General features: G+C 53.0%; 20 protein-coding genes. 7 read left to right on the top strand and 13 right to left on the bottom strand.

What is annotated here, in order from left to right; genetic code table 11:
- Nucleotides 1-37: 37 nt before the first annotated feature.
- Together nfsA and ACT3T7_RS05440 are read right to left on the bottom strand one after the other, a co-directional pair.
- Nucleotides 38-769, bottom strand: coding sequence for an oxygen-insensitive NADPH nitroreductase (gene nfsA, locus ACT3T7_RS05445; RefSeq protein WP_444630292.1), 732 nt, complete (start codon nucleotides 767-769; stop codon nucleotides 38-40).
- Nucleotides 770-1,023: 254 nt separating this feature from the next.
- Nucleotides 1,024-1,290, bottom strand: coding sequence for a DksA/TraR family C4-type zinc finger protein (locus tag ACT3T7_RS05440; RefSeq protein WP_444630290.1), 267 nt, complete (start codon nucleotides 1,288-1,290; stop codon nucleotides 1,024-1,026).
- A 182-nt stretch (nucleotides 1,291-1,472) separates the two neighbouring features.
- On the opposite strand from ACT3T7_RS05440, the gene ACT3T7_RS05435 reads away from it, so the two are divergent.
- Nucleotides 1,473-2,240 carry a class I SAM-dependent methyltransferase gene (locus ACT3T7_RS05435; protein WP_193054817.1) on the top strand — a complete coding sequence of 256 codons (768 nt, stop codon included), beginning with the start codon at nucleotides 1,473-1,475 and terminating at the stop codon, nucleotides 2,238-2,240.
- Nucleotides 2,241-2,327: 87 nt separating this feature from the next.
- On the opposite strand, the gene ACT3T7_RS05430 is transcribed toward ACT3T7_RS05435, so the two are convergent.
- Nucleotides 2,328-3,986, bottom strand: coding sequence for a methyl-accepting chemotaxis protein (locus tag ACT3T7_RS05430; protein WP_444630288.1), 1,659 nt, complete (start codon nucleotides 3,984-3,986; stop codon nucleotides 2,328-2,330).
- Between the two features lie 156 nt (nucleotides 3,987-4,142).
- A complete protein-coding gene (locus ACT3T7_RS05425; protein WP_444630286.1) occupies nucleotides 4,143-5,204 on the bottom strand; it encodes an NAD(P)-dependent alcohol dehydrogenase in 1,062 nt (353 codons plus the stop codon).
- A 205-nt stretch (nucleotides 5,205-5,409) separates the two neighbouring features.
- Here ACT3T7_RS05425 and ACT3T7_RS05420 point away from each other — a divergent pair, with 205 nt between their 5' ends.
- Nucleotides 5,410-6,303 (top strand): AraC family transcriptional regulator, encoded by an 894-nt coding sequence (locus ACT3T7_RS05420; RefSeq protein WP_444630285.1) that lies wholly within the window; start codon nucleotides 5,410-5,412, stop codon nucleotides 6,301-6,303.
- A gap of 45 nt (nucleotides 6,304-6,348) precedes the next feature.
- On the opposite strand, the gene ACT3T7_RS05415 is transcribed toward ACT3T7_RS05420, so the two are convergent.
- Entirely contained in the window at nucleotides 6,349-6,774 is a 426-nt protein-coding gene (locus ACT3T7_RS05415) for a VOC family protein (RefSeq protein ID WP_444628908.1), read from the bottom strand.
- 130 nt (nucleotides 6,775-6,904) lie between these two features.
- On the opposite strand from ACT3T7_RS05415, the gene ACT3T7_RS05410 reads away from it, so the two are divergent.
- Nucleotides 6,905-7,780: a LysR substrate-binding domain-containing protein gene (locus ACT3T7_RS05410; protein ID WP_444628907.1), complete on the top strand. Its 876-nt coding sequence runs from the start codon at nucleotides 6,905-6,907 to the stop codon at nucleotides 7,778-7,780.
- A 98-nt stretch (nucleotides 7,781-7,878) separates the two neighbouring features.
- On the opposite strand, the gene mqo is transcribed toward ACT3T7_RS05410, so the two are convergent.
- Nucleotides 7,879-9,582 carry a malate dehydrogenase (quinone) gene (gene mqo / locus ACT3T7_RS05405; protein WP_444628906.1) on the bottom strand — a complete coding sequence of 568 codons (1,704 nt, stop codon included), beginning with the start codon at nucleotides 9,580-9,582 and terminating at the stop codon, nucleotides 7,879-7,881.
- Nucleotides 9,583-9,724: 142 nt separating this feature from the next.
- On the opposite strand from mqo, the gene ACT3T7_RS05400 reads away from it, so the two are divergent.
- Complete coding sequence (locus tag ACT3T7_RS05400; protein WP_172117222.1) at nucleotides 9,725-9,943, top strand: DUF3820 family protein; 219 nt, start codon at nucleotides 9,725-9,727, stop codon at nucleotides 9,941-9,943.
- A gap of 2 nt (nucleotides 9,944-9,945) precedes the next feature.
- Here ACT3T7_RS05400 and ACT3T7_RS05395 read toward each other — a convergent pair whose 3' ends face one another.
- The 5 genes from ACT3T7_RS05395 to ACT3T7_RS05375 all read right to left on the bottom strand — a co-directional run bounded on the left by ACT3T7_RS05395 (nucleotide 9,946) and on the right by ACT3T7_RS05375 (nucleotide 14,374).
- Nucleotides 9,946-10,287, bottom strand: coding sequence for a hypothetical protein (locus ACT3T7_RS05395; protein WP_444630283.1), 342 nt, complete (start codon nucleotides 10,285-10,287; stop codon nucleotides 9,946-9,948).
- Between the two features lie 72 nt (nucleotides 10,288-10,359).
- Nucleotides 10,360-10,722, bottom strand: coding sequence for a ribbon-helix-helix domain-containing protein (locus ACT3T7_RS05390; RefSeq protein ID WP_193056763.1), 363 nt, complete (start codon nucleotides 10,720-10,722; stop codon nucleotides 10,360-10,362).
- A gap of 133 nt (nucleotides 10,723-10,855) precedes the next feature.
- A complete protein-coding gene (locus ACT3T7_RS05385; RefSeq protein ID WP_444630282.1) occupies nucleotides 10,856-11,425 on the bottom strand; it encodes a DJ-1/PfpI family protein in 570 nt (189 codons plus the stop codon).
- A 126-nt stretch (nucleotides 11,426-11,551) separates the two neighbouring features.
- On the bottom strand, nucleotides 11,552-12,058 hold the full coding sequence (locus ACT3T7_RS05380; RefSeq protein WP_444630281.1) for a metallophosphoesterase family protein: 507 nt from the start codon (nucleotides 12,056-12,058) through the stop codon (nucleotides 11,552-11,554).
- A 210-nt stretch (nucleotides 12,059-12,268) separates the two neighbouring features.
- Nucleotides 12,269-14,374 carry a methyl-accepting chemotaxis protein gene (locus ACT3T7_RS05375; RefSeq protein WP_444630280.1) on the bottom strand — a complete coding sequence of 702 codons (2,106 nt, stop codon included), beginning with the start codon at nucleotides 14,372-14,374 and terminating at the stop codon, nucleotides 12,269-12,271.
- Between the two features lie 328 nt (nucleotides 14,375-14,702).
- On the opposite strand from ACT3T7_RS05375, the gene ACT3T7_RS05370 reads away from it, so the two are divergent.
- From ACT3T7_RS05370 to ACT3T7_RS05360, 3 genes are all read left to right on the top strand, one after another.
- Nucleotides 14,703-15,650, top strand: coding sequence for a D-2-hydroxyacid dehydrogenase family protein (locus tag ACT3T7_RS05370; protein ID WP_444630279.1), 948 nt, complete (start codon nucleotides 14,703-14,705; stop codon nucleotides 15,648-15,650).
- 71 nt (nucleotides 15,651-15,721) lie between these two features.
- A complete protein-coding gene (gene arfB, locus ACT3T7_RS05365) occupies nucleotides 15,722-16,138 on the top strand; it encodes an alternative ribosome rescue aminoacyl-tRNA hydrolase ArfB (RefSeq protein WP_193054807.1) in 417 nt (138 codons plus the stop codon).
- 26 nt (nucleotides 16,139-16,164) lie between these two features.
- On the top strand, nucleotides 16,165-16,368 hold the full coding sequence (locus ACT3T7_RS05360; RefSeq protein WP_444630278.1) for a DUF1289 domain-containing protein: 204 nt from the start codon (nucleotides 16,165-16,167) through the stop codon (nucleotides 16,366-16,368).
- A 47-nt stretch (nucleotides 16,369-16,415) separates the two neighbouring features.
- Here the strand turns inward: ACT3T7_RS05360 and ACT3T7_RS05355 are convergent, their stop codons facing one another.
- Both ACT3T7_RS05355 and ACT3T7_RS05350 read right to left on the bottom strand, forming a co-directional pair.
- Nucleotides 16,416-17,438 carry a proline racemase family protein gene (locus tag ACT3T7_RS05355; protein ID WP_444630340.1) on the bottom strand — a complete coding sequence of 341 codons (1,023 nt, stop codon included), beginning with the start codon at nucleotides 17,436-17,438 and terminating at the stop codon, nucleotides 16,416-16,418.
- A 23-nt stretch (nucleotides 17,439-17,461) separates the two neighbouring features.
- Nucleotides 17,462-18,640 (bottom strand): zinc-binding dehydrogenase, encoded by a 1,179-nt coding sequence (locus tag ACT3T7_RS05350; protein WP_444630277.1) that lies wholly within the window; start codon nucleotides 18,638-18,640, stop codon nucleotides 17,462-17,464.
- Between the last annotated feature and the right edge of the window lie 4 nt (nucleotides 18,641-18,644).

Below are 18,644 nucleotides of genomic sequence, written 5' to 3'. Positions count from 1 at the left end.
AGGAGCGATGGCAGTCATAAGCAAGGTGCCGTTTGGGCTACTTCATTTCAAAGCCACGCTGAATCAAGAAGTCACGCATATGGGGTCGTAGTTTGTTATCAAACAGCGGCTTCAGGTTCTGTGACCAATCGGCGTCTTTATTGCCACTGCTACGCGACTGATAATACGCCTGCATGGTGTCATCAAACGCTTGCACCTGCGCACTGTCGTCGCTGTAGTAGTCTTCTTTTAAGATCGCTTCAACCGGCAGGCGGGGCTTTATCTCCGACTCATGAGACGGGTAGCCAAGGCACATACCAAATACAGGGTAAACATGCTCAGGCAGCTTTAAAAGATCGCTAACCGCTTGGGGGTTATTGCGAATACCGCCAATATAACAGATGCCCAGCCCTTCTGACTCAGCAGCTGTCGCAACATTCTGCGCCATTAAAGCAGTGTCTACCGTGGCTACCAACAGCTGTTCTGTCATCCCTCGAACAACGTTGGAACCCGCCCGCTCAGATGCCTCGGTTGGGCGCTTCATATCGGCACAGAAGACCAGAAAGTCCGCACAGCTGGCAATATAAGGCTGGCCACCCGCTAACTCAGCAATCCGCTCGCGATTAGCCGGATTTGTAACATGAATAACCGTATAGGCTTGAACATGACTGGACGTTGCCGCGCCTTGACCCGCCTGGATAAGTTCGATCAGCAGCTCTCGCGCAATCGGCTGATCCTTGAATTTTCGAACTGAACGGTGGGATTTCAAGAGTTTAATAACGTCGTTCATGGTACCTCGCCTTTATAAATCAGTATCGCTTATCAAACACCAGGGTTTGTACGAAAAGTCGCTGAGCGAAGACCAGACAAGGCAAAAATCAGCGAAAAAACGGAGTTTACATGGGTAAATGAGTATTTTGAGCTGATTTTTAACGCCGTATGGTCGAGCGCAAGCAGTTTTCGTACAAAGCCTAGAATCGCACAGTCGCACGCTAATAGCCTACTGCTAAACGCTTTTATCCAATAAGCGCAAACATGGGCTTACTAGCGAAGCTGGCTGTCTTTACTACCTCGGCGATTATAGCTGCTAGCGTTCGACTGTTTCTTGTCATGCTCGTTCTGGCAAATAACGCACAGGCGAATCCCGGGGACTGCAAGGCGGCGCGCCTCAGGAATCATCTCATCGCACTCCTCACAATACTTACGGCTTTTGCCCTGCGGCAGCCGACTGCGGGCAAGCTCGACAGCATCATCCAGTGTTCTTTCGATTTGCTCTTGTTCGGCACCCTCTTTTGCCCATCCGCCTGCCATTATTGAACTCCCTACTCGCTGGTTTATCTATCAAGGTAGCAGCTATCGGCAGGTCACGAATATTCCACTAATGGAATCGCTTAGCGTTAAGAAATTTTCTTTACATACAAGGATGTTGTAGCGCTTCAGGCTATACTCTTTGATAATCCCCTGATGAAACATAACGATGCCAGGAAGCTGCCATGAATAACATTAAATCTGATGCCTATGGTCAAGAGTGGAATGCCGGACAATATGCGGAAAATGCCCATTTTGTTCCCAAATTAGGCAGTGACGTCGTAAAGCTGCTCTCGCCACAACCAGGCCAGCGCATTTTGGATCTGGGCTGCGGCGACGGCGTACTAACCGAACGCTTAATGCATCTTGGTGCTGATGTATTAGGCATTGACTCATCAGAGGAAATGGTGACAGCCGCACGTCAACGCGGCGTTACTGCTCGCGTTGTTGATGCCCATGAGCTTCCGTTTGACCACGAATTTGATGCCGTTTTCAGTAACGCCTCACTGCATTGGATGCTGGATCCTCAGGCTGTTCTTTCTGGCGTTAAGCGTGCTTTAAAACCGGGTGGGCGGTTCGTAGCTGAGTTTGGCGGGCACGGTAATGTCGCGGCTATTTGTACCGCGCTCATTGCTTCGCTTCAGTTTCGGGGTATTAGCGCTCGCGGTCGGCACCCCTGGTATTTTCCGACCACGGAAGAGTACGCGCACCTGCTGCAAACGGTTGGTTTTCAGGTAGATTCAATTGAGCTGCTTCCGCGCCCTACCGCGTTACCGGCGGGGATGGCAGGCTGGCTTGAAACCTTCGCCAATCCGTTTTTACATGGATTAGAAGATGATCTTCGAGACTCAATTATGGATAACACCATGATTCTTCTTGGCCATAGCTTAAAAGATGGCCAAGGGAACTGGACAGCAGATTATGTCCGCTTACGCGTCTCGGCCCACGTATAACCTGTTACAGCCACCTGCCAGAGCAACATGCTTTGTAGCCCTGGCAGGCATCCAGCCCCCGTTCTTAAAACAGCTAGAGTAGTTCGATTAAAACGCGTCCCACTCCTCAGCTGCGCTCTCTTTTGCAATACTTTCTCTACCAACGCTCTCTTTTATGACGGCTTTTTTCGCAGGCAGTTGGTTTGATGAAGTGGCAGGTGCTTGTTTATCTAGCCGAAACGTCGCTATCAACGTGGCTAACTGCTGCGCCTGGTCTTCAAGCGCGCTGGCTGCACTACTGGTTTGTTGCACCAGGGCAGCATTTTGCTGCGTGACCGAATCCATTTCAGTGAGTGCGGCATTAATCTGTTCAATGCCCCCATCCTGCTCACGACTTGCCGTGGATATCTCGCTCATCAACGTGGTTACCTGCCCAATCGCCTGCACCGTTTGTTGAATCGTATGTCCACTGCGTTCAGCCTGTTCCGCGCCGCCGTTAATTTGTGATGTTGTTTGCCCAATCAAGTCACGAATTTCTTTGGCGGAGGCGGCACTGCGCGTAGCCAATGAGCGAACCTCACTGGCAACAACCGCAAACCCACGCCCCTGTTCCCCGGCTCTAGCAGCTTCAACCGATGCATTAAGCGCCAGGATATTGGTTTGAAAAGCAATCGAGTCAATAACCCCGATAATGTCGTTAACGCGGCTTGCGCTGGCTGCAATGTCGCGCATCAACTGTACCGTGCGCTGCACTTCTTCGCCGCTAGCTTCCGCTGATTGAGAGGCAGCAATCGACAGCTGGTCTGCAGTGTGAGCGGTTTCTGCGTTTTTGCTCACGGTCGCTGACATTTGCTCCATGCTCGAAGCTGTTTGCTGCAGCGCAGATGCCTGCTGCTCAGTGCGCGAAGAGAGGTCCTGACTTCCCGATGAGATATCGCCCGCGCCATTAAAAACGCTCTCGCTGCTACTGCGTAGAGAGTGCACCAGTGCTTTCAGCTTGGCCTGCATGTCCGCCAGGGCGCTGAACAATTGGCCCACCTCGTTACGCCCTCGCGCTTCAATGCGGTCGGTCAAGTCTCCTTCGGCAATGGTAGCAAAATGCGCTATTGCCTGGTTAAGTGGGCGCACGACGCTGTGCATCATAGCCATACGGATAATAGTGGCGGCCACTAACGAAAGGATGAGCAGCGCTAATGCAATCACGCCGACCGTTTGGGTCAAATTCCCCACCTGCTCGATCACGCGCTGCCCCCGTGCCTCGGTGTAAGCGATAAAACCGTTCATGGCCTCATCCAGCCGTACACCACTCTCGCCTAATTCCTCCTGGTGACGCTGCACCTGGAACGGCGGAGCCTCCAGCAGGGGCACAATGCCGTCGGTAACAAATGCCTCGTAGCTTAAAACAACAGCCTCACGGTAGCCGGCAAGCTCACTCTCTTCTGGCACCGACAGCGCACTGAATTCATCAAAATTCGCTTGGGCCATTGCTACGGCCTCAATCGCCAGTTGGAGGCTTTCCAGGCCTTTATCAGGATTGCCTTGCGTACTGAAGCTTGCAAAACGGTCCAGGAACGTTTGTGCTCTGAGTGCATTGACTTGGGTACGGTTGGCGAGATTGGTTAACCGAACATTGACATCGGCTAACTCCTCAAGCGCTCGGCCGCTGGTGTGATTGGCATAAAACCCCAATCCACTTATCAGTCCTATCATCAATACCATCAGCGCGAGCGCTGCGGTCAAAGTCCACTTAATAGAGAGATGTCTCATCCAACTGATTCCCTTGCCGTTTATGGTTGTTCATTACTATCGGCAAGAGTAAACCAAGCTGAAGTACTTTATGTGCCACTATCGACCTATGTATAACTAAAAGGTATAAAAAACCCACCATGGCTTAGGCCACGATGGGTAAATACCGACGCTTTTTTAAGCAGCAGTATTTTTAAGGGTTGCCATATCAATCACGAAACGATAACGCACATCGCCTTTCGCCATGCGCTCAAACCCTTCGTTGATATTATTGATATCCAACATTTCGATATCACACGTGATGTTTTGCTCAGCACACAGTGTTAAAAGTTCTTGTGTTTCAGCAATGCCACCAATTAAAGAACCTGCCACGACACGACGCTTGAATACCAGATTGAAGGCTTCCACAGGAGGCTCGATAGGCTCCAGCAAACCAACAAGAATATGCGTACCGTCGTATTTAAGCGCCTTTAGGTAAGGATTTAGGTCGTGCTGAACGGGTACGGTATCCATCATGAAGTCAAAGCTCTCAGCCACGGCTTCCATCTGTGCTGAGTCGTTTGAAACCACCACATGGTCGGCGCCGTTACGCCTGGCTTCTTCTACTTTGGCATCGGAACGGGTAAAGACGGTCACTTCTACGCCAAGTGCTTTGGCCAGTTTCACAGCCATATGGCCCAAACCGCCCATACCGATAACGCCCAGCTTATGTCCTTTGCCGATACCAAAGTGCTTAAGCGGCGAATAGGTAGTGATACCTGCGCACAAAATAGGGGCTGCAGAGGCAAGGTCGATGCCATCAGGCATGCTCAACACGAAATGTTCGCTCACCACGATGCTATCGGAATAACCACCCTGGGTAATCGTGCCGTCTTGGCGGTCTTCACTACCGTAGGTCATGGTGGACCCTTCCAGGCAGTACTGTTCAACGCCATCGTTACAGGCACTACAGGTGCGGCAAGAATCAACCATGCAGCCAACGCCCACTAAATCACCTGCTTTAAAACGGCTCACCTGACTGCCTACCGAGGTGACTCGGCCTACAATTTCATGCCCCGGCACGACCGGGTATTGGCTCATGCCCCAATCGTTCTGAGCAAAGTGCAGGTCGCTATGGCAAACACCGCAGTAAAGAATTTCTATGGCGACATCATCGGCACGCGGTTGACGACGTTCGAATGAAAAAGGCGCTAACGGTTTATCCGCCGCAAAGGCAGCGTAGGATTTAGCTTGGCTCATCAGATAAAACTCCTTAAATCGGTGATCCTCGTGACCGTGAGGACGCCTGACCATTATTCGCCGATTAAACCGCAATAACGATGAGCGAAGCTCCGTATTTTTTGCCTATTCCTACAAATAACTGTGATTAAATAACAAAAATAAACCGATATTATGGCACTATTATCCGAAGCCACCCATTTTTGCACGTTTCTGGAAGGTCTTCATGAGCTCGTTGCTTCCTACCTACCCGCCCTTGGCGCGCACTATTGCAGCGCTAACCCAGGCAGACGGCATCACCCAGACGCATCTACCGGGCGTCTCGCTGCTGTGTTTGGGGCGCCATCAAGCTCGCACTCCGTTACTGTACGAGCCCAGCTTGACCGTTATCGCTCTGGGCCGGAAAGTGGGCTATCTGGGAGATCGTGAAATTCACTACAACCCCGGCCACTACCTGGTACAGACCCTGCCGCTGCCGTTTGAGTGTGAAACTCATGGCTCACCCGAAGCACCACTACTGGGTATTTCAGTAAAGCTGGATCCGCCCTTGTTAAGCGAGATGGTCATGGCCATGGGCGATGCCAGCGCACCCGCCCTTTCTCCCAAGCCCATGGCATCCGTTGCCATGACAGAAGGTATGCAGCATGCCGTTGCCCGCTTGGCAAACACGCTGAAATGCGAAACAGAGTGTGCGGTCATGGGGGTGTCGCGCATCCGCGAGGTGGTTTTCGAGGCGCTGAAAGGAGAACAGGGGCCCGCACTCAGGGCGCTGGTGAACGGCCAAGGGCACTATTCACGCATTGTGCAGGTGCTATCGAAGCTTCACGTAAACTTCGCCGATGAGTTTACGGTTGAACAGCTGGCTCAGCGAGCCAGCATGAGCGTTTCGACGTTCCATCACTATTTCAAGCAGATTACTCGCACCTCGCCAGCCCAGTACCTAAAGCGGCTGCGGTTGATAAAAGCCCAGCAGCTTCTGTCGCAGCAGGGCCATAGTGTCAACCAGGCGGCATTGGCGGTCGGCTATCGTAGCGTGCCGCAATTCAGCCGTGACTATAAACGCTACTTTGGCGAATCTCCCCTGCAACATCGTCGCCAAGAGCAGATGTTGCAGGGGTAGTTATCGCTTACTTGGCTAGCTCACTGGCGAAATTACTTTGCAGACTTACTTTGCAAAGATTTGGCTCTTGTCCTTGAACGCCTTGAACTCTAGCGCGTTGCCACAGGGGTCGAGCAGGAACATGGTGGCTTGCTCGCCCACTTCACCTTTAAAGCGTACGTAAGGCTCAATCACAAAAACGGTGTTGCGAGACGTCAAGCGCTCAGCAAGTGCCTCCCACTCATCCCACTCTAAAATTACGCCGAAATGCGGCACCGGTACGTTGTGGCCATCTACCGGGTTGGTATGGGCATTCTCTTGGCTGGGCGTTTTAGGGTGGCCGTGAATTACCAGCTGGTGACCAAAAAAGTTGAAGTCGACCCAGTTGTCACTGGAGCGCCCTTCTTCCAGACCAAAAACGTCGTTGTAAAAAGCCCGGGCTAGCGCTACATCGTAAACCGGGATGGCCAAATGAAAGGGGGAAAGGCTCATAGTGGTCTCCTGCTCGCTCTCGTTATGTAATGAGTGACACGAAGTGCCAACCCGCGATGGTCATCCTAGGCCGAGCTTTATAAAAATAAAATCAATATCTTTTTCTTCAACTCACAAATATTATTTATCAATGATACGAGAGCTTAAAACCCTAACAGCCGTCGCTCAAGAAGGTACCTTTGCCTCGGCAGGCCAGAAAATCGGCTTAACGCAAGCGGCTGTTAGCGCACAGATGAAGCGGCTGGAAGCACAGCTGGGCGTTACCCTGTTTGCCCGAAAAGGGCGTGCGGCGGTATTAACGGCGCAAGGCCAGGACGTTCTTCAACAGGCGTATACCCTACTCGCCCTTTACCGGACACTTGGCGAAGCCAATACCGATACGCCTGCCAGCACGCCGGTGAACATAGGCGCTATTGCCTCCATTCAGCGCTCGCTACTGCCCAGTGCCTTGGCCCGTTTTCACCGAGCCTATCCCGACTGCCGGAGCCGCGTGGTGCCGGGGCTCTCCATGGCGCTGGTCAATCAGGTGGATGCAGGCGAGCTTGATATGGCGGCCATTATTCGCCCGCCTTTCTCACTGCACAGCGATTTACGCTGGACACCACTAGCCCATGAACCTTACCGCCTAATCGTCCCGGCCTTAACGGAAGGCGATGATTGGCGCAAGCTGCTCAGCCGCGAGCCTTTTGTGCGTTACGACCGCACCTCGTTTGGCGGCCGCCAAGTCGACCGCTTTTTACGCGCCCAGCACTGTCATGTGCATGAGCTGTGTGAGGTGGACGAGCTGGATACCATTATCCAATTGGTGGCCAACGGCGTGGGCATTGCCCTGGTGCCAGAGGTAGCCGCCCTGCAGCCCTGGCCACCAGCGGTGCGCGCCATCCCGCTGGGTGAACATACGTTTCATCGGGATGTAGGATTGATTCATCGCGCAAGCAGCCAGTTAAGTGCCCCAGCCCGCGCGCTTGCCCAGCTGATTTGTGAAGCTGCCAATCCCCACTATTGAATCCAAAAAAAAACGCTAGCCCCTTAAAAAGGGGTTAGCGTTATCGACCACACCTGACATGGCACACTAGTGCATTCAGGGCTTAAGCAGGCAAAACCTTACAGAGCAACTTCTTCTGTTTCGGCGTCCTGCTCTTCGCTTTGTGCATCAGCGTTTTCGTCAGCGCTGCTCTCATCACCGGCATCAGAGGCTTCTGATTCAGGCTGCGCGTTTTCAACTTCCGCTTGAACGTCTGTATCTGTTTCAGCAGCATTCATCGGCTCATTCAGCTTAAGCGCTTCTGCCGTGTATACCCGCATTTCACGCAGCAGCTCCGGATTTTCAGAAAGACGCTGGCCGTAAGACGGTACGATTTCGGTCAGCTTTTCCTGCCACGCATCGCTTTGCACTTGCTCAGCAAACACGTTTTCCAGCAAATGCAGCATAATGGGCGGCGCGGTTGAGGCACCGGGTGAAGCCCCCAGAAGTGCAGCGATTGAGCCGTCTTCAGCACTTACCACTTCGGTACCAAACTGCAGCAGGCCGCCATGTTCAGGGTCGTTCTTGATGATTTGAACCCGCTGACCGGCGGTCCAAAGCTTCCAGTCATCGCTGTTCGCTTCAGGGAAAAAGTCCTGCAGCGCTTCAAAGCGGTCGTCATCGGACATCATTACCTGACCCACTAGGTAGCTCACCAGATTGAAGTTATGCAACCCCACCTGGGTTGTCGGCCAGATATTGTTAAATGTTATGGAGCCAAACAGGTCGGTCCAGGAGCCTTCTTTCAAGAACTTGCTTGAGAACGTGGCAAATGGGCCAAAAAATAGCGCAGGCTCGCCATCCAGGTTGCGGAAGTCCAGGTGCGGAACCGACATCGGCGGAGAACCTTCACCGGCTTTGCCATACACTTTGATCTGGTGCTGGGCGACAATCTCAGGGTTAGTGGTGTAAAGGAACTGGCCACCCACCGGGAAGCCGGCGTAAGCGTCCGCTTCCGGAATACCGGATTCCTGAAGTAGCGGCAGCGCAGCACCGCCCGCACCAATGAACACAAACCGGGAATCGATGGTGGTTTCATCACCGCTTTCCAGGTTTTTGATCGTCACGTGCCAGGTATCGTCGTCGTTACGCTCAAGACCGCGCACTTCACTGTTAAGCGAAAGCGTGAAGTTATCGCTATCGCCCAGGCCTTCGACCATCTGGCGAGTCTGCGCGCCGTAGTTAACTTCCGTACCCATCTGCATACGAGTCGCGGCAACCGGCGTGTTCTCATCACGGCCAGCCATCACTAACGGCATCCACTCAGCGATTTCCTGGCGATCTTCCGAGTATTCCATGCCTTCATAAAGCGGGTTTTCGGTCATGCGTGCGTAGCGTTCGCGCAGGAAAGCGACATCGTCTTCCCCCCACACCAACGCATGATGCGGCACCGAATTAATAAAGGCTTTCGGGTCGCTCAGGATGCCCTGATCGACCTGGTGGGCCCAGAACTGGCGGGAAATTTCAAACTGCTCGGTAACGTTAACCGCACGCTCAATTTCAACGTGGTCGCCATCACCCGGCGTATAGTTCATTTCCATGAAGGCAGAGTGACCGCTGCCTGCGTTGTTCCAGGCATTGGAACTCTCTTCAGCGACCTGGCCCAAGCGCTCGTAAAGATGGATATCCCAGTCGGGTTCTAATTCTTGAAGATAGGTACCTAGTGTGGCGCTCATAATGCCGCCACCAATTAATACAACATCAACAGGCTCATCCGCCGCAACGGGCATCGCTGCAAACGCTAAAAGCGGTGTGCAGAGTAAAAAACGTAAATGTTTATGCATGTCATATCCTGACGATACAGAAATAACTTGCCGAAGCTATAATTGCCCGGCATCGAGGGGGGTATTAACTTCGACTAAAGTCTAGCAAAATTAGATCTTTTCGGGAACCAATGCGATAGACACGCACAAAGGAAAGTAAGACATGAGACCTGAAGACCTTGAAAAACTGGTAACTCGCACCATGCCGTTTGGCAAACACCAGGGCTGGCTCATTGCCGACTTGCCGGGGCCCTACCTTAACTGGTTTGCGCGGGAAGGTTTTCCATCGGGAGAGATTGGCCAACTGCTGCAACTAATGCAGGAAATTGACCATAATGGGTTAAGCGACTTGCTGGAGCCGTTACGAAAGCCGTCCAAGTAAGGTTACGCGTTTGAGCGCGACGCCAATACCTGCTGATATTCATGACGATACGCCTTGGCATGTTGCGTGGCGTCATCGGGGAAGCGCCCCAGCGCTACGGCCAGCTCAAAAAAACCAGCGGCGGGCATATTATCGCCCCGGCGGCTTACCACCAGCGCGGCGATAAACGGCTGATGGGCAGCAGCATCATCGCGCATAAGCTGCTCTAGCGCCTGAGCCACCCGCTGAATAGTACGTGGAGGTGTCAGACCCAACGCCACCGCCACTTGCTGATAGGTGATCGGTAATGTTTTTTCGGGTGCCGTGGTGAGTAATTGGCGCACGGCAGTCGCAACATCTGTCATAAAAACCCTGTTAATGTCTGTCTCACGTACTGGCTTTATCGCTACTCACTATCACGCTGAGACGGTCAGTGATTAGTGAACCTGGCGGCGCCTAGAGCGGCCTTCACGCACGAGGATCTCCTCAGCATCCAGCGTCGCAATCGGTATCTCATGCTGAGTGGGAATATCTCCCGTTAGTTGAAGCGCCTGATAGCGTAGCGCACACACGCGTAAAAACGAGGTAAAGTTGCCCAAGTCGTGTCCGGCATCGATAGATTCATGATACAGGCGAGTAATCAGTTGAGCCGTATTCATACCATCACGCGTGGCGATCTCTTCCAAAATAAGCCAGAAATAGTGCTCCATTCGCACGCTCGTCACCATGCCATCAATACGCAGTGAATGCGTCGCACTGGACCATAATTCAGGATTGGCGTGAATAAAGAGTTTGCACATGGGTGTGATCTCTTAACGTTCAGGTAAGCCGTTAGCATAGCGGGCAAATACGCTACGCGCCTAATGTCTGTTAGGTGCATGTCTGTTAGGCGCGTAAGCTTTGCTTTGTATGATGATGCTAACGGCCCAGCGCTCACTGGTTTAGCAGCGCCATAAATTGAGCAAGCCAAGCCGGGTGTGCTGGCCAAGCGGGCGCCGTCACCAGATTGCCATCGGTTACCGCCTCACTTACCTCAATGCTGGCGAAATGCCCGCCTGCCAACTCAACTTCTGGCTGGCAAGCCGGGTATGCAGAACACTGCCTGCCTTTGAGCACGTTTGCAGCGGCTAGCAATTGCGCGCCGTGGCAAATCGCAGCGACAGGCTTATTGGCTTCAAAAAAGTGCCGAACCATCGCCAACACATCCTGATTCAAGCGTAGGTATTCCGGAGCACGTCCACCGGGCACCACCAGCGCATCATAGTCAGCGGGATCAATACGCTCAAAATCAGCATTGAGCGCAAAGCGATGGCCAGGTTTTTCAGAATAGGTTTGATCACCTTCGAAATCATGGATCGCTGTCGCCACGGTGTCGCCCGATGCCTTGCCAGGGCAAACGGCATCAACCTGATGACCAACAGCCATCAATGTCTGGAAAGGCACCATGGTCTCGTAATCTTCAGTAAAGTCGCCGGTAATCATCAGAATGCGCTTGCTGGTCATCTCCGTACTCCTTCTTGTTTTGTCGTTGCGCACACGCTGCGTGTGCCAAACAAGCCTAGCAAGCACGTTTTCGATAGCGGTAGTACGCCATTACTACACTGATTTTTTTATAGCGAAAACACGCGGTCAAACCGGCAGATGCATGATGGCACGCTTTATGTGGCGCTCTTCAAGCCATAATTTGCCAAGGGTAAGGGGAAGCTTAAATCGGCGCTTGCCCGCCGCTCCAGGATTAAATAACAGACGATCCTCCTGCCATTCATTGCGGGGCTTATGAGAGTGGCCGTGCAATATCACATCACAGGGCGTCGCTGCATTAAAATCAACAAAGCGATGTACCAAGTGTAACCGCCAACCATTCACGGTAAGCGACTGGGTGAGCGGCAATGACGCCGCCCAAGAGGCAGTATCGATGTTGCCTTTAACCACCAGCAGCGGGGCTATTTGTTCAAGGCGATCAAGGATTACCTTGTCCCCAGGCTTTTGGCCGACATCGCCTAAATGCAAAACCAGCCCACAACCTTCCAGGCAAGTGAGTGCTTCCTCGCGTAGCAACCCATGCGTGTCGGCAATGACGCCAATAGGCGCTTCAAGGGTTAATATGTGATGTTCAGGCTCAATGCACCAAATCACTCGTATGTTCCTTACCGTTCAAGAGCGTGAACTCCTTGTCTTTCAAGGCAGGCTGTTTTACAGCGTATCGCCTTGCTGCCGCTCTGGTTATGCACGTTCATGGGCTGTTTATCAATCAGTGTAGTCACGGCCTGAAGCAATCAACCCCCGAAACGTAAAACAGCGAATGCACCGTAGATGCATTCGCTGTTAACAGGCAATACGATGACGCTAGGTCAGTCGTGCAGGCACCTCTTTATAAGGCAATGAACGTACTTGCTGCCCCGCATCACCGCTCACCTGGAATCGGCTTACCAGCAGATGCATATCGCCAGCTCGCGCATCAAGTTCGTGGCTTGCGCTTGAAGCATCCTGAACCAAGCGGACATTTTGGTGGGTTACCTGATCCAGCTGCGAAATCGCCTGATTAATCTGCTCTATACCCGTCGACTGCTCCTGCGTGGCATCGGCAATTTCTGTCACGTAGCGAGTGACTTCTGACAAGCTATCGATGATTTCTTGAAGGTGCGTGCTGGACGCATTAACCAGTTGCTCGCCTTCACTGACTTTGGCCACGCTGTCAGCCACCAAGTGACGAATTTGCGCTGCCTCATCGGCACTGCGACCGGCAAGTTTACGCACTTCCTGGGCGACCACGGCAAAACCACGCCCCTGCTCCCCTGCACGAGCGGCCTCAACAGAGGCGTTTAGCGCCAGCAAGTTGGTTTGGAAGGCAATATCATCAATGGCTTTAATGATCGAGGTGATTTTCTCACTCGCTTCACGTATATCCCCCATCGCCGCCGTTGTACGTTTGGCGACATCCCCCGCCGAGCGTGCCCGCTGATCGACACCGCCACTGGCACCTTTTGCCTGATCCGCATAGTCGGCTGTCTGCTTCACGGTAGAGGTGATTTGCTCAAGACTGGAAGCCGTTTCGGCTAGCGAGGCGGACTGCTGATCCGTGCGTTGTGACAGGTTCTCATTACCCGAAGCAATTTGTCGGCTGCTTTCGGCAATCGCCTCAGCGCTTTCACGCACCTGGGCAACCATACCTTCAAACGTGTCCATCATACGGTTGAACGCTTGGGCAGTTTGGCCGACTTCATCGTCTCGCTGTAGATCAAGACGTTGTGACAGATTGGTATTTTCGCCACCTACGCCACTAATGTTCTCCATTTGCCGGCGCATGGCCACCAGCGGGCCAAGTACACGTACCAGCGTACGCCAGCCAAAAATCGCCAGCAGAGCGACAACGCCTAACGTGACAGTGATCAGTAAAGTGAGCCCGGCGGCGGCCAGTGTTTCTGCCTGGTCAACCGCATTGTCCGCCTGCGCCGCCGCATATCGCTCTACGTCGCTCAGCGTCTGCTCTATTTGTGCCATAGCGCTTGCCACGCTCGCTAGCGCCTCCTGAACCTGGCGACCTAATTCCAGCTGCTGTTCACGGAGCCGGTAAACAGACAAGGCGTCAGTGATCATCACGCTTTCCAGTCGATTAATATCCTCTCTCAAGGCATTGACCATCGCTATCTGGCTTCTTTCTGAATCAGGTGCATCGTTAATCGCCGTTAACCAGTCACGCATCTGAGTGAACTGGGGTTCGATAGCGTTCTGGCGCAGCGTAGACAGCGCTTCGGCATTTGTGGCCTGCACCATTTGATGGCCATAACCCGCCAGCAATGCCAACGCAGTGCTGACATTCGCGCTGTAACGGCTGATATCCGTGCCTTCAACCACCAGGCTATCCAGCACCGTTGTGGGTAACGTGGTCATGCCATCCTCACGCCACGCTTCCATTAACTCACGCTGCTCGCTCTGATAGCGCTGCTGGTTAATCACTGAGACGTTAGCCACTTCTTCAGCACTGCTCATGGCATTACTGATTAACGTCTCCATTTGCGTCAACGTAGTGGCCGTGTCTGCTTTTAGGCCAAGCTCCGTCTGGCGGGCCGCTTCAAGCGCTGCGTCACCCACACGTAACGCATCGTACTCATTGTTCAGGTTTTCCAGTTGCCCTTGGAGCCCCTCTTCTCCTAATCCCCGACGAGCTTCCAGAAAGCGCTGATTAAGTGTCTCTTCCGTGACAATGCTGTCCAGGTCAGACGCGCTTTCTGCAGCGAGCAGTTCGTTATGACGCTGGCCGAAGGCCGCCACGGTGAGCACCAAACGACGACTGGCATCCTGAAGAGGCAGTACATCGTCGGTAATAGTGTGTTGAACGTTGATTAGCCGCTGGTTGGTAAACCAGCCGGTCACGGCAAGCGCAACCGCGCCCAACATGGCCACAATAAAGAGGCTGATGAGCATGGTACGTATACTTAACGTCTTTTTCATTGTGCGTGTTCGCTTGTGTCAGAAGTCATGCAGGAGCGTCTACTTTTGGTGAAAAAGTACCACTAGCCAGGCGGTCAAGGATAACCGTTACAACCAAAACCTGGCATTTATTTTCTAAAAAAACCGTCGGTTAAGGTATGTTTCCCTTTTGAAGTTACGTGATACAGAAGCCTACAGGATTTAATATCGGCAACAAGCGGCTTAACTATAATCGCTCGTTCACTGCCTATTGATTACCAAGCAAGAGCGGAGTATCACGTTGTTTCAGCCTCGCTTTAGCGTAAGGCCTTTTAGGGTTGCTACATACTTAGAGAAAAGGAACGAATCAATGAATATCGTGATACCTGATGATTACCAGGACTGTGTACGCCATTTGGATGCCTATGCAATGCTCAACGGGCACAACGTAACTATTTATCACGATACGCTAACCGATTTTGAGGCGTTGGTGGCACGGTTTTATCACGCGGATGCGCTTGTGTTAATTCGTGAACGTACCCCTATCACTGCAGCGCTGCTTGAACGCTTGCCCAATTTAAAAGTGATTAGCCAAACCGGGGGCGGTGCGGCTCATGTCGACCTAAAAGCGTGTCAGCAACAAGGCGTTACCGTTATGACAGGTAAAGGCTCGCCACACGCGGCGGCCGAATTAACCTGGGGATTGGTACTTTGCGGCATGCGCCACCTGCCTGAAGAAGTAGAAAACCTTAAAGCTGGCCGCTGGCAACAAACGCTGGGCACTGGGCTAAAAGGCCGCACAATGGGGATTTTTGGCTTGGGCAAAATTGGTAGCCTGGTGGCCCGTTACGCGCAGGCATTTGAAATGAACGTGCTGGTATGGGGGCGCGAAGGCACCAGAACTCGAGCCATGGACGCCGGGTTAACGGTTGCCGAGAGCCAGCAGGATCTTTTTAAACGTGCCGATGTGCTTAGCCTGCATCTGCGCCTAAACGATGAAACGCGGGGTATTGTGACCGCTGACCATTTGGCCTGCATGAAACCCACAGCGCTTCTGGTAAACACCAGTCGCGCACCATTAATTGCATCAGGTGCATTAGTTAGCGCCCTCGAAGCAGGCAGGCCAGGACGCGCGGCGGTTGATGTTTTCGATAGCGAACCGACCTGCGACGATCCTCTGCTCACCCTGCCCAACTGCGTAGCGACGCCTCACTTGGGTTATGTCGAAAAAGATAGCTACGAGCTCTACTTTGGTGACGCGTTTGCGAATGTCGTCGCGTTTAGCAACGGTGAGCCGGTCACTAATCTCGCCTCTTAAACTCCGTCGCTGCGACCACCTCTGTGTCAAGTGTGCTAGCCTTATCACTCACCTGTGACACAGAGGACTTGATGCTCACTATTTCCAACCATGTTGCCTTGGCCGACTGGGAAATTGATATTAGCCAAATTCGCGCTCAGGGTGCAGGCGGTCAGAACGTCAACAAAGTGGCGTCAGCGGTACATCTGCGCTTTGATATTTCACGCTCTACCCTGCCGCCGTTTTATAAAGAACGTTTGATAGCACTCAATGATCAACGCATCAGTAAAGAGGGTGTGGTGATTATCAAGGCGCAGAGTTATCGCACGCTGGAGCTTAATAAAGAAGATGCCCTTGCTCGCCTGAAAGAATTGATCATCAGCGCGACTCGGCAACAAAAGGTACGCCGCCCGACAAAACCCACCAAAGGCTCCCAGCGACGTCGCGTTGACCACAAGACCCGCAAAGGAAAAATAAAATCGCTACGTGGTAAAGTTTCCTCTGCGTAAGCGCTATTGAGTCAAGTGAATTGCGCATGACCACCGTTTCCCGACCGCTCTCTCCTTGCATCCAGCACTGCCAACTAGACACGACAAATACGTGCCAAGGCTGTGGCCGTACGCTGGATGAAATTGCCTATTGGGGCCAAATGACCGAGGTCGAAAAAGCCCCGGTCTGGGAGCGCCTGGAAGCGCCTGGAAGCGCAAGGCTATCTCGATATCGCGTTAACCGAGATTAGCCACCCGACTTAACAGAGCAGTGATTAACAGGGTATTGATTCACAGATTAGTGGTTAACAGAGTGGCGGTCGCTCAAAATATGGTGCAGTTCACCGCAAGCAACCAGAGGGTCATCACAGTTGATCACGATATCCGACTGAGCCAGCACATAGCTGCGCCCGGTAATCGTATTTTCAACCACCTGATAGGCGCCTTCCTGATGAGTCCCTGTAAACGTGCCAATAAATCCGGTTTCACGTAGCGAGACCGTTTCCAGTTTATCCCCTATGTTGAGTCGACCTTCGTAGTTCATTAACGCTAGCCTGGCGGAGGTGCCGGTGCCGGTAGTACTGCGACAAATCACACCTGGATGAACGTAGGTTGTTGAACGAGAGCGTACATACCCTTCACCCACTTGCTCTTCGGGGCCCATAAAATGCAGGAAAGGCAACGGGCCTACATCACCCAGCGTGTAGTGGGAAAAACCGCGCTGAGCCTGCAAGGCCTCAACAATTTTATGCGCACAGGCCGAAAGCGCCTGCTCTTCCTCACGAATAAGCTTAAAACCAAGCTCGGCAGCATCCACTAACGCGTAAAAGCCGCCGCTATAGGCGACAGAGTACGTCACTGTACCGATACCAGGCACCTGGATGGTATCGCGGTAGGTATCAATGTAGCTGGGTAAGCCTTCACAGGTAACCGACTCGACCACGCCGTTATGCACACGTGCCTCGATATGTACCAGGCCTGCCGGGGCCTCCAACGAAAACTGCTGAATGCCTTCCTGCTTAGGTACAATCCCACACTCAAGCACCGCGGTTGCCGTACACAAGGTATTAGAGCCTGAATAGATCGGGTAGCCCATCACTTCCATAATGATATAACCCGCTGCGGCCTCAGGGTGCGTCGCTGGCACCAGTAAGTCCACCGACATCTCCGGAATGCCGTAGGGCTCTTCCAGCAGCAAGCGACGCAAGCCATCGGCATCGTCGCGCAGGTACTCCATTTGCTCCCGCACCGTGGCGCCCGGCAGAGCATCAATCCCGCCCGTTACGATTCGGCTGACATCGCCACCCGCATGAGTATCCATTAATTGAAGCGTATGGATCTTTTTCAAAGGCGTTGCTCCTGAGCGTTTGTTAGTGCAAAAGGTGCGCCGTGAGTATCCCACTGCGCATCTGGAACAATGACAATTTTGCCGAGATAATTGCTGCCCCGATTAACAAAATAGCGCTCGGCGTCATGCAGTTCAGAAAGCTTGAACGCCGCATGGAGAACAGGCTTGAGTTCACCACTACGAATCCAGGCGATTAGCTGCTCGGCTTCTTCACGAGTACCATGAGAAACGCCAAATATCTGCACCTGGTAAAGGTAAATACGCGTCCACATGATCTCACTGAGATTACCGTCGCTGGCCCCTGCTATGGAAAGGCGCGGATAGGATTGGCGGTGCTGCATATCAACAATCATGGTATCGATAAACAGATCGGTCATCTCGCCGCCGACCAAGTCCATCACCGCATCAATTGGCTTTCCGCCAGTGGCTTCTAAGACGCGGCTAACAAAGGTCGGCAGGTCGCCACGGTCAATGACGGCTTCAGCTCCTAACGCTTGCAGCGCAGCGGCTTTATCAGGCTGGCTGACCGCATAAGGAACGGCACCGATAATACGGCATAGCTGAATGAGCGCGGTGCCTACGCCACCACTGGCACCGCTTACCAACACGCGCTCGCCAGCCTTGATGTGTGCCGAGGTCATCATATGGTACGCCGTTTGATAGGAGCACATGCCCATCGCGGCTAGCTCAGCGTCGCGGAGTTCGGGATTATCAATGGAGTGGAACTGGTCTGCGGGTACCGCAATATACTCAGCGTAGCCGCCATCGGCCCCATGGCCGTAGTAGTCGGGAGTTAGATTGATATCCCGGCGCTCATCCGCATAAATATTGAAATCAAGCAGGCCACGCTGGCCAATACGCTCGGCATCCACGCCTTCGCCTACCGCTACGATACGCCCGGCCACATCTGCCCCCTGAATACGCGGAAACGTTAAGGTGGGCGTGCCGCCCATGGCAAAAGACGTCACGTCGCCTTTCTCTTTGGTGGGATACAGGCCTTCACGCGCTTTACGGTCGGTATTATTTTTCGCGGTCGCCGTCACTTGGACCAGAACATCACCTGGGCCGGGTAACGGCGTTTTGACGTCTTCACGGTAATGCAGTTGTTCGACGCCACCATGCCCGACCAAGAGCATGGCAGCCATCGTAGAAGAAACGGTGGTAGATTCAGGCATTGTC

It is taken from the genome of Halomonas sp. 111 (assembly GCF_052379685.1).
Lineage (GTDB): Bacteria > Pseudomonadota > Gammaproteobacteria > Pseudomonadales > Halomonadaceae > Vreelandella > Vreelandella citrativorans.
This window is presented reverse-complemented; position numbering and strand designations above follow the sequence as displayed.

Excerpts from the sequence above, each read along its gene's own strand:
- nfsA (WP_444630292.1), bottom strand. The coding sequence starts at position 769 with ATGAACGACGTTATTAAACTCTTGAAATCCCACCGTTCAGTTCGAAAA.
- ACT3T7_RS05440 (WP_444630290.1), bottom strand. The coding sequence starts at position 1,290 with ATGGCAGGCGGATGGGCAAAAGAGGGTGCCGAACAAGAGCAAATCGAA.
- ACT3T7_RS05435 (WP_193054817.1), top strand. The coding sequence starts at position 1,473 with ATGAATAACATTAAATCTGATGCCTATGGTCAAGAGTGGAATGCCGGA.
- ACT3T7_RS05430 (WP_444630288.1), bottom strand. The coding sequence starts at position 3,986 with ATGAGACATCTCTCTATTAAGTGGACTTTGACCGCAGCGCTCGCGCTG.
- ACT3T7_RS05425 (WP_444630286.1), bottom strand. The coding sequence starts at position 5,204 with ATGAGCCAAGCTAAATCCTACGCTGCCTTTGCGGCGGATAAACCGTTA.
- ACT3T7_RS05420 (WP_444630285.1), top strand. The coding sequence starts at position 5,410 with ATGAGCTCGTTGCTTCCTACCTACCCGCCCTTGGCGCGCACTATTGCA.
- ACT3T7_RS05415 (WP_444628908.1), bottom strand. The coding sequence starts at position 6,774 with ATGAGCCTTTCCCCCTTTCATTTGGCCATCCCGGTTTACGATGTAGCG.
- ACT3T7_RS05410 (WP_444628907.1), top strand. The coding sequence starts at position 6,905 with ATGATACGAGAGCTTAAAACCCTAACAGCCGTCGCTCAAGAAGGTACC.
- mqo (WP_444628906.1), bottom strand. The coding sequence starts at position 9,582 with ATGCATAAACATTTACGTTTTTTACTCTGCACACCGCTTTTAGCGTTT.
- ACT3T7_RS05400 (WP_172117222.1), top strand. The coding sequence starts at position 9,725 with ATGAGACCTGAAGACCTTGAAAAACTGGTAACTCGCACCATGCCGTTT.
- ACT3T7_RS05395 (WP_444630283.1), bottom strand. The coding sequence starts at position 10,287 with ATGACAGATGTTGCGACTGCCGTGCGCCAATTACTCACCACGGCACCC.
- ACT3T7_RS05390 (WP_193056763.1), bottom strand. The coding sequence starts at position 10,722 with ATGTGCAAACTCTTTATTCACGCCAATCCTGAATTATGGTCCAGTGCG.
- ACT3T7_RS05385 (WP_444630282.1), bottom strand. The coding sequence starts at position 11,425 with ATGACCAGCAAGCGCATTCTGATGATTACCGGCGACTTTACTGAAGAT.
- ACT3T7_RS05375 (WP_444630280.1), bottom strand. The coding sequence starts at position 14,374 with ATGAAAAAGACGTTAAGTATACGTACCATGCTCATCAGCCTCTTTATT.
- ACT3T7_RS05370 (WP_444630279.1), top strand. The coding sequence starts at position 14,703 with ATGAATATCGTGATACCTGATGATTACCAGGACTGTGTACGCCATTTG.
- arfB (WP_193054807.1), top strand. The coding sequence starts at position 15,722 with ATGCTCACTATTTCCAACCATGTTGCCTTGGCCGACTGGGAAATTGAT.
- ACT3T7_RS05360 (WP_444630278.1), top strand. The coding sequence starts at position 16,165 with ATGACCACCGTTTCCCGACCGCTCTCTCCTTGCATCCAGCACTGCCAA.
- ACT3T7_RS05355 (WP_444630340.1), bottom strand. The coding sequence starts at position 17,438 with ATGGATACTCATGCGGGTGGCGATGTCAGCCGAATCGTAACGGGCGGG.
- ACT3T7_RS05350 (WP_444630277.1), bottom strand. The coding sequence starts at position 18,640 with ATGCCTGAATCTACCACCGTTTCTTCTACGATGGCTGCCATGCTCTTG.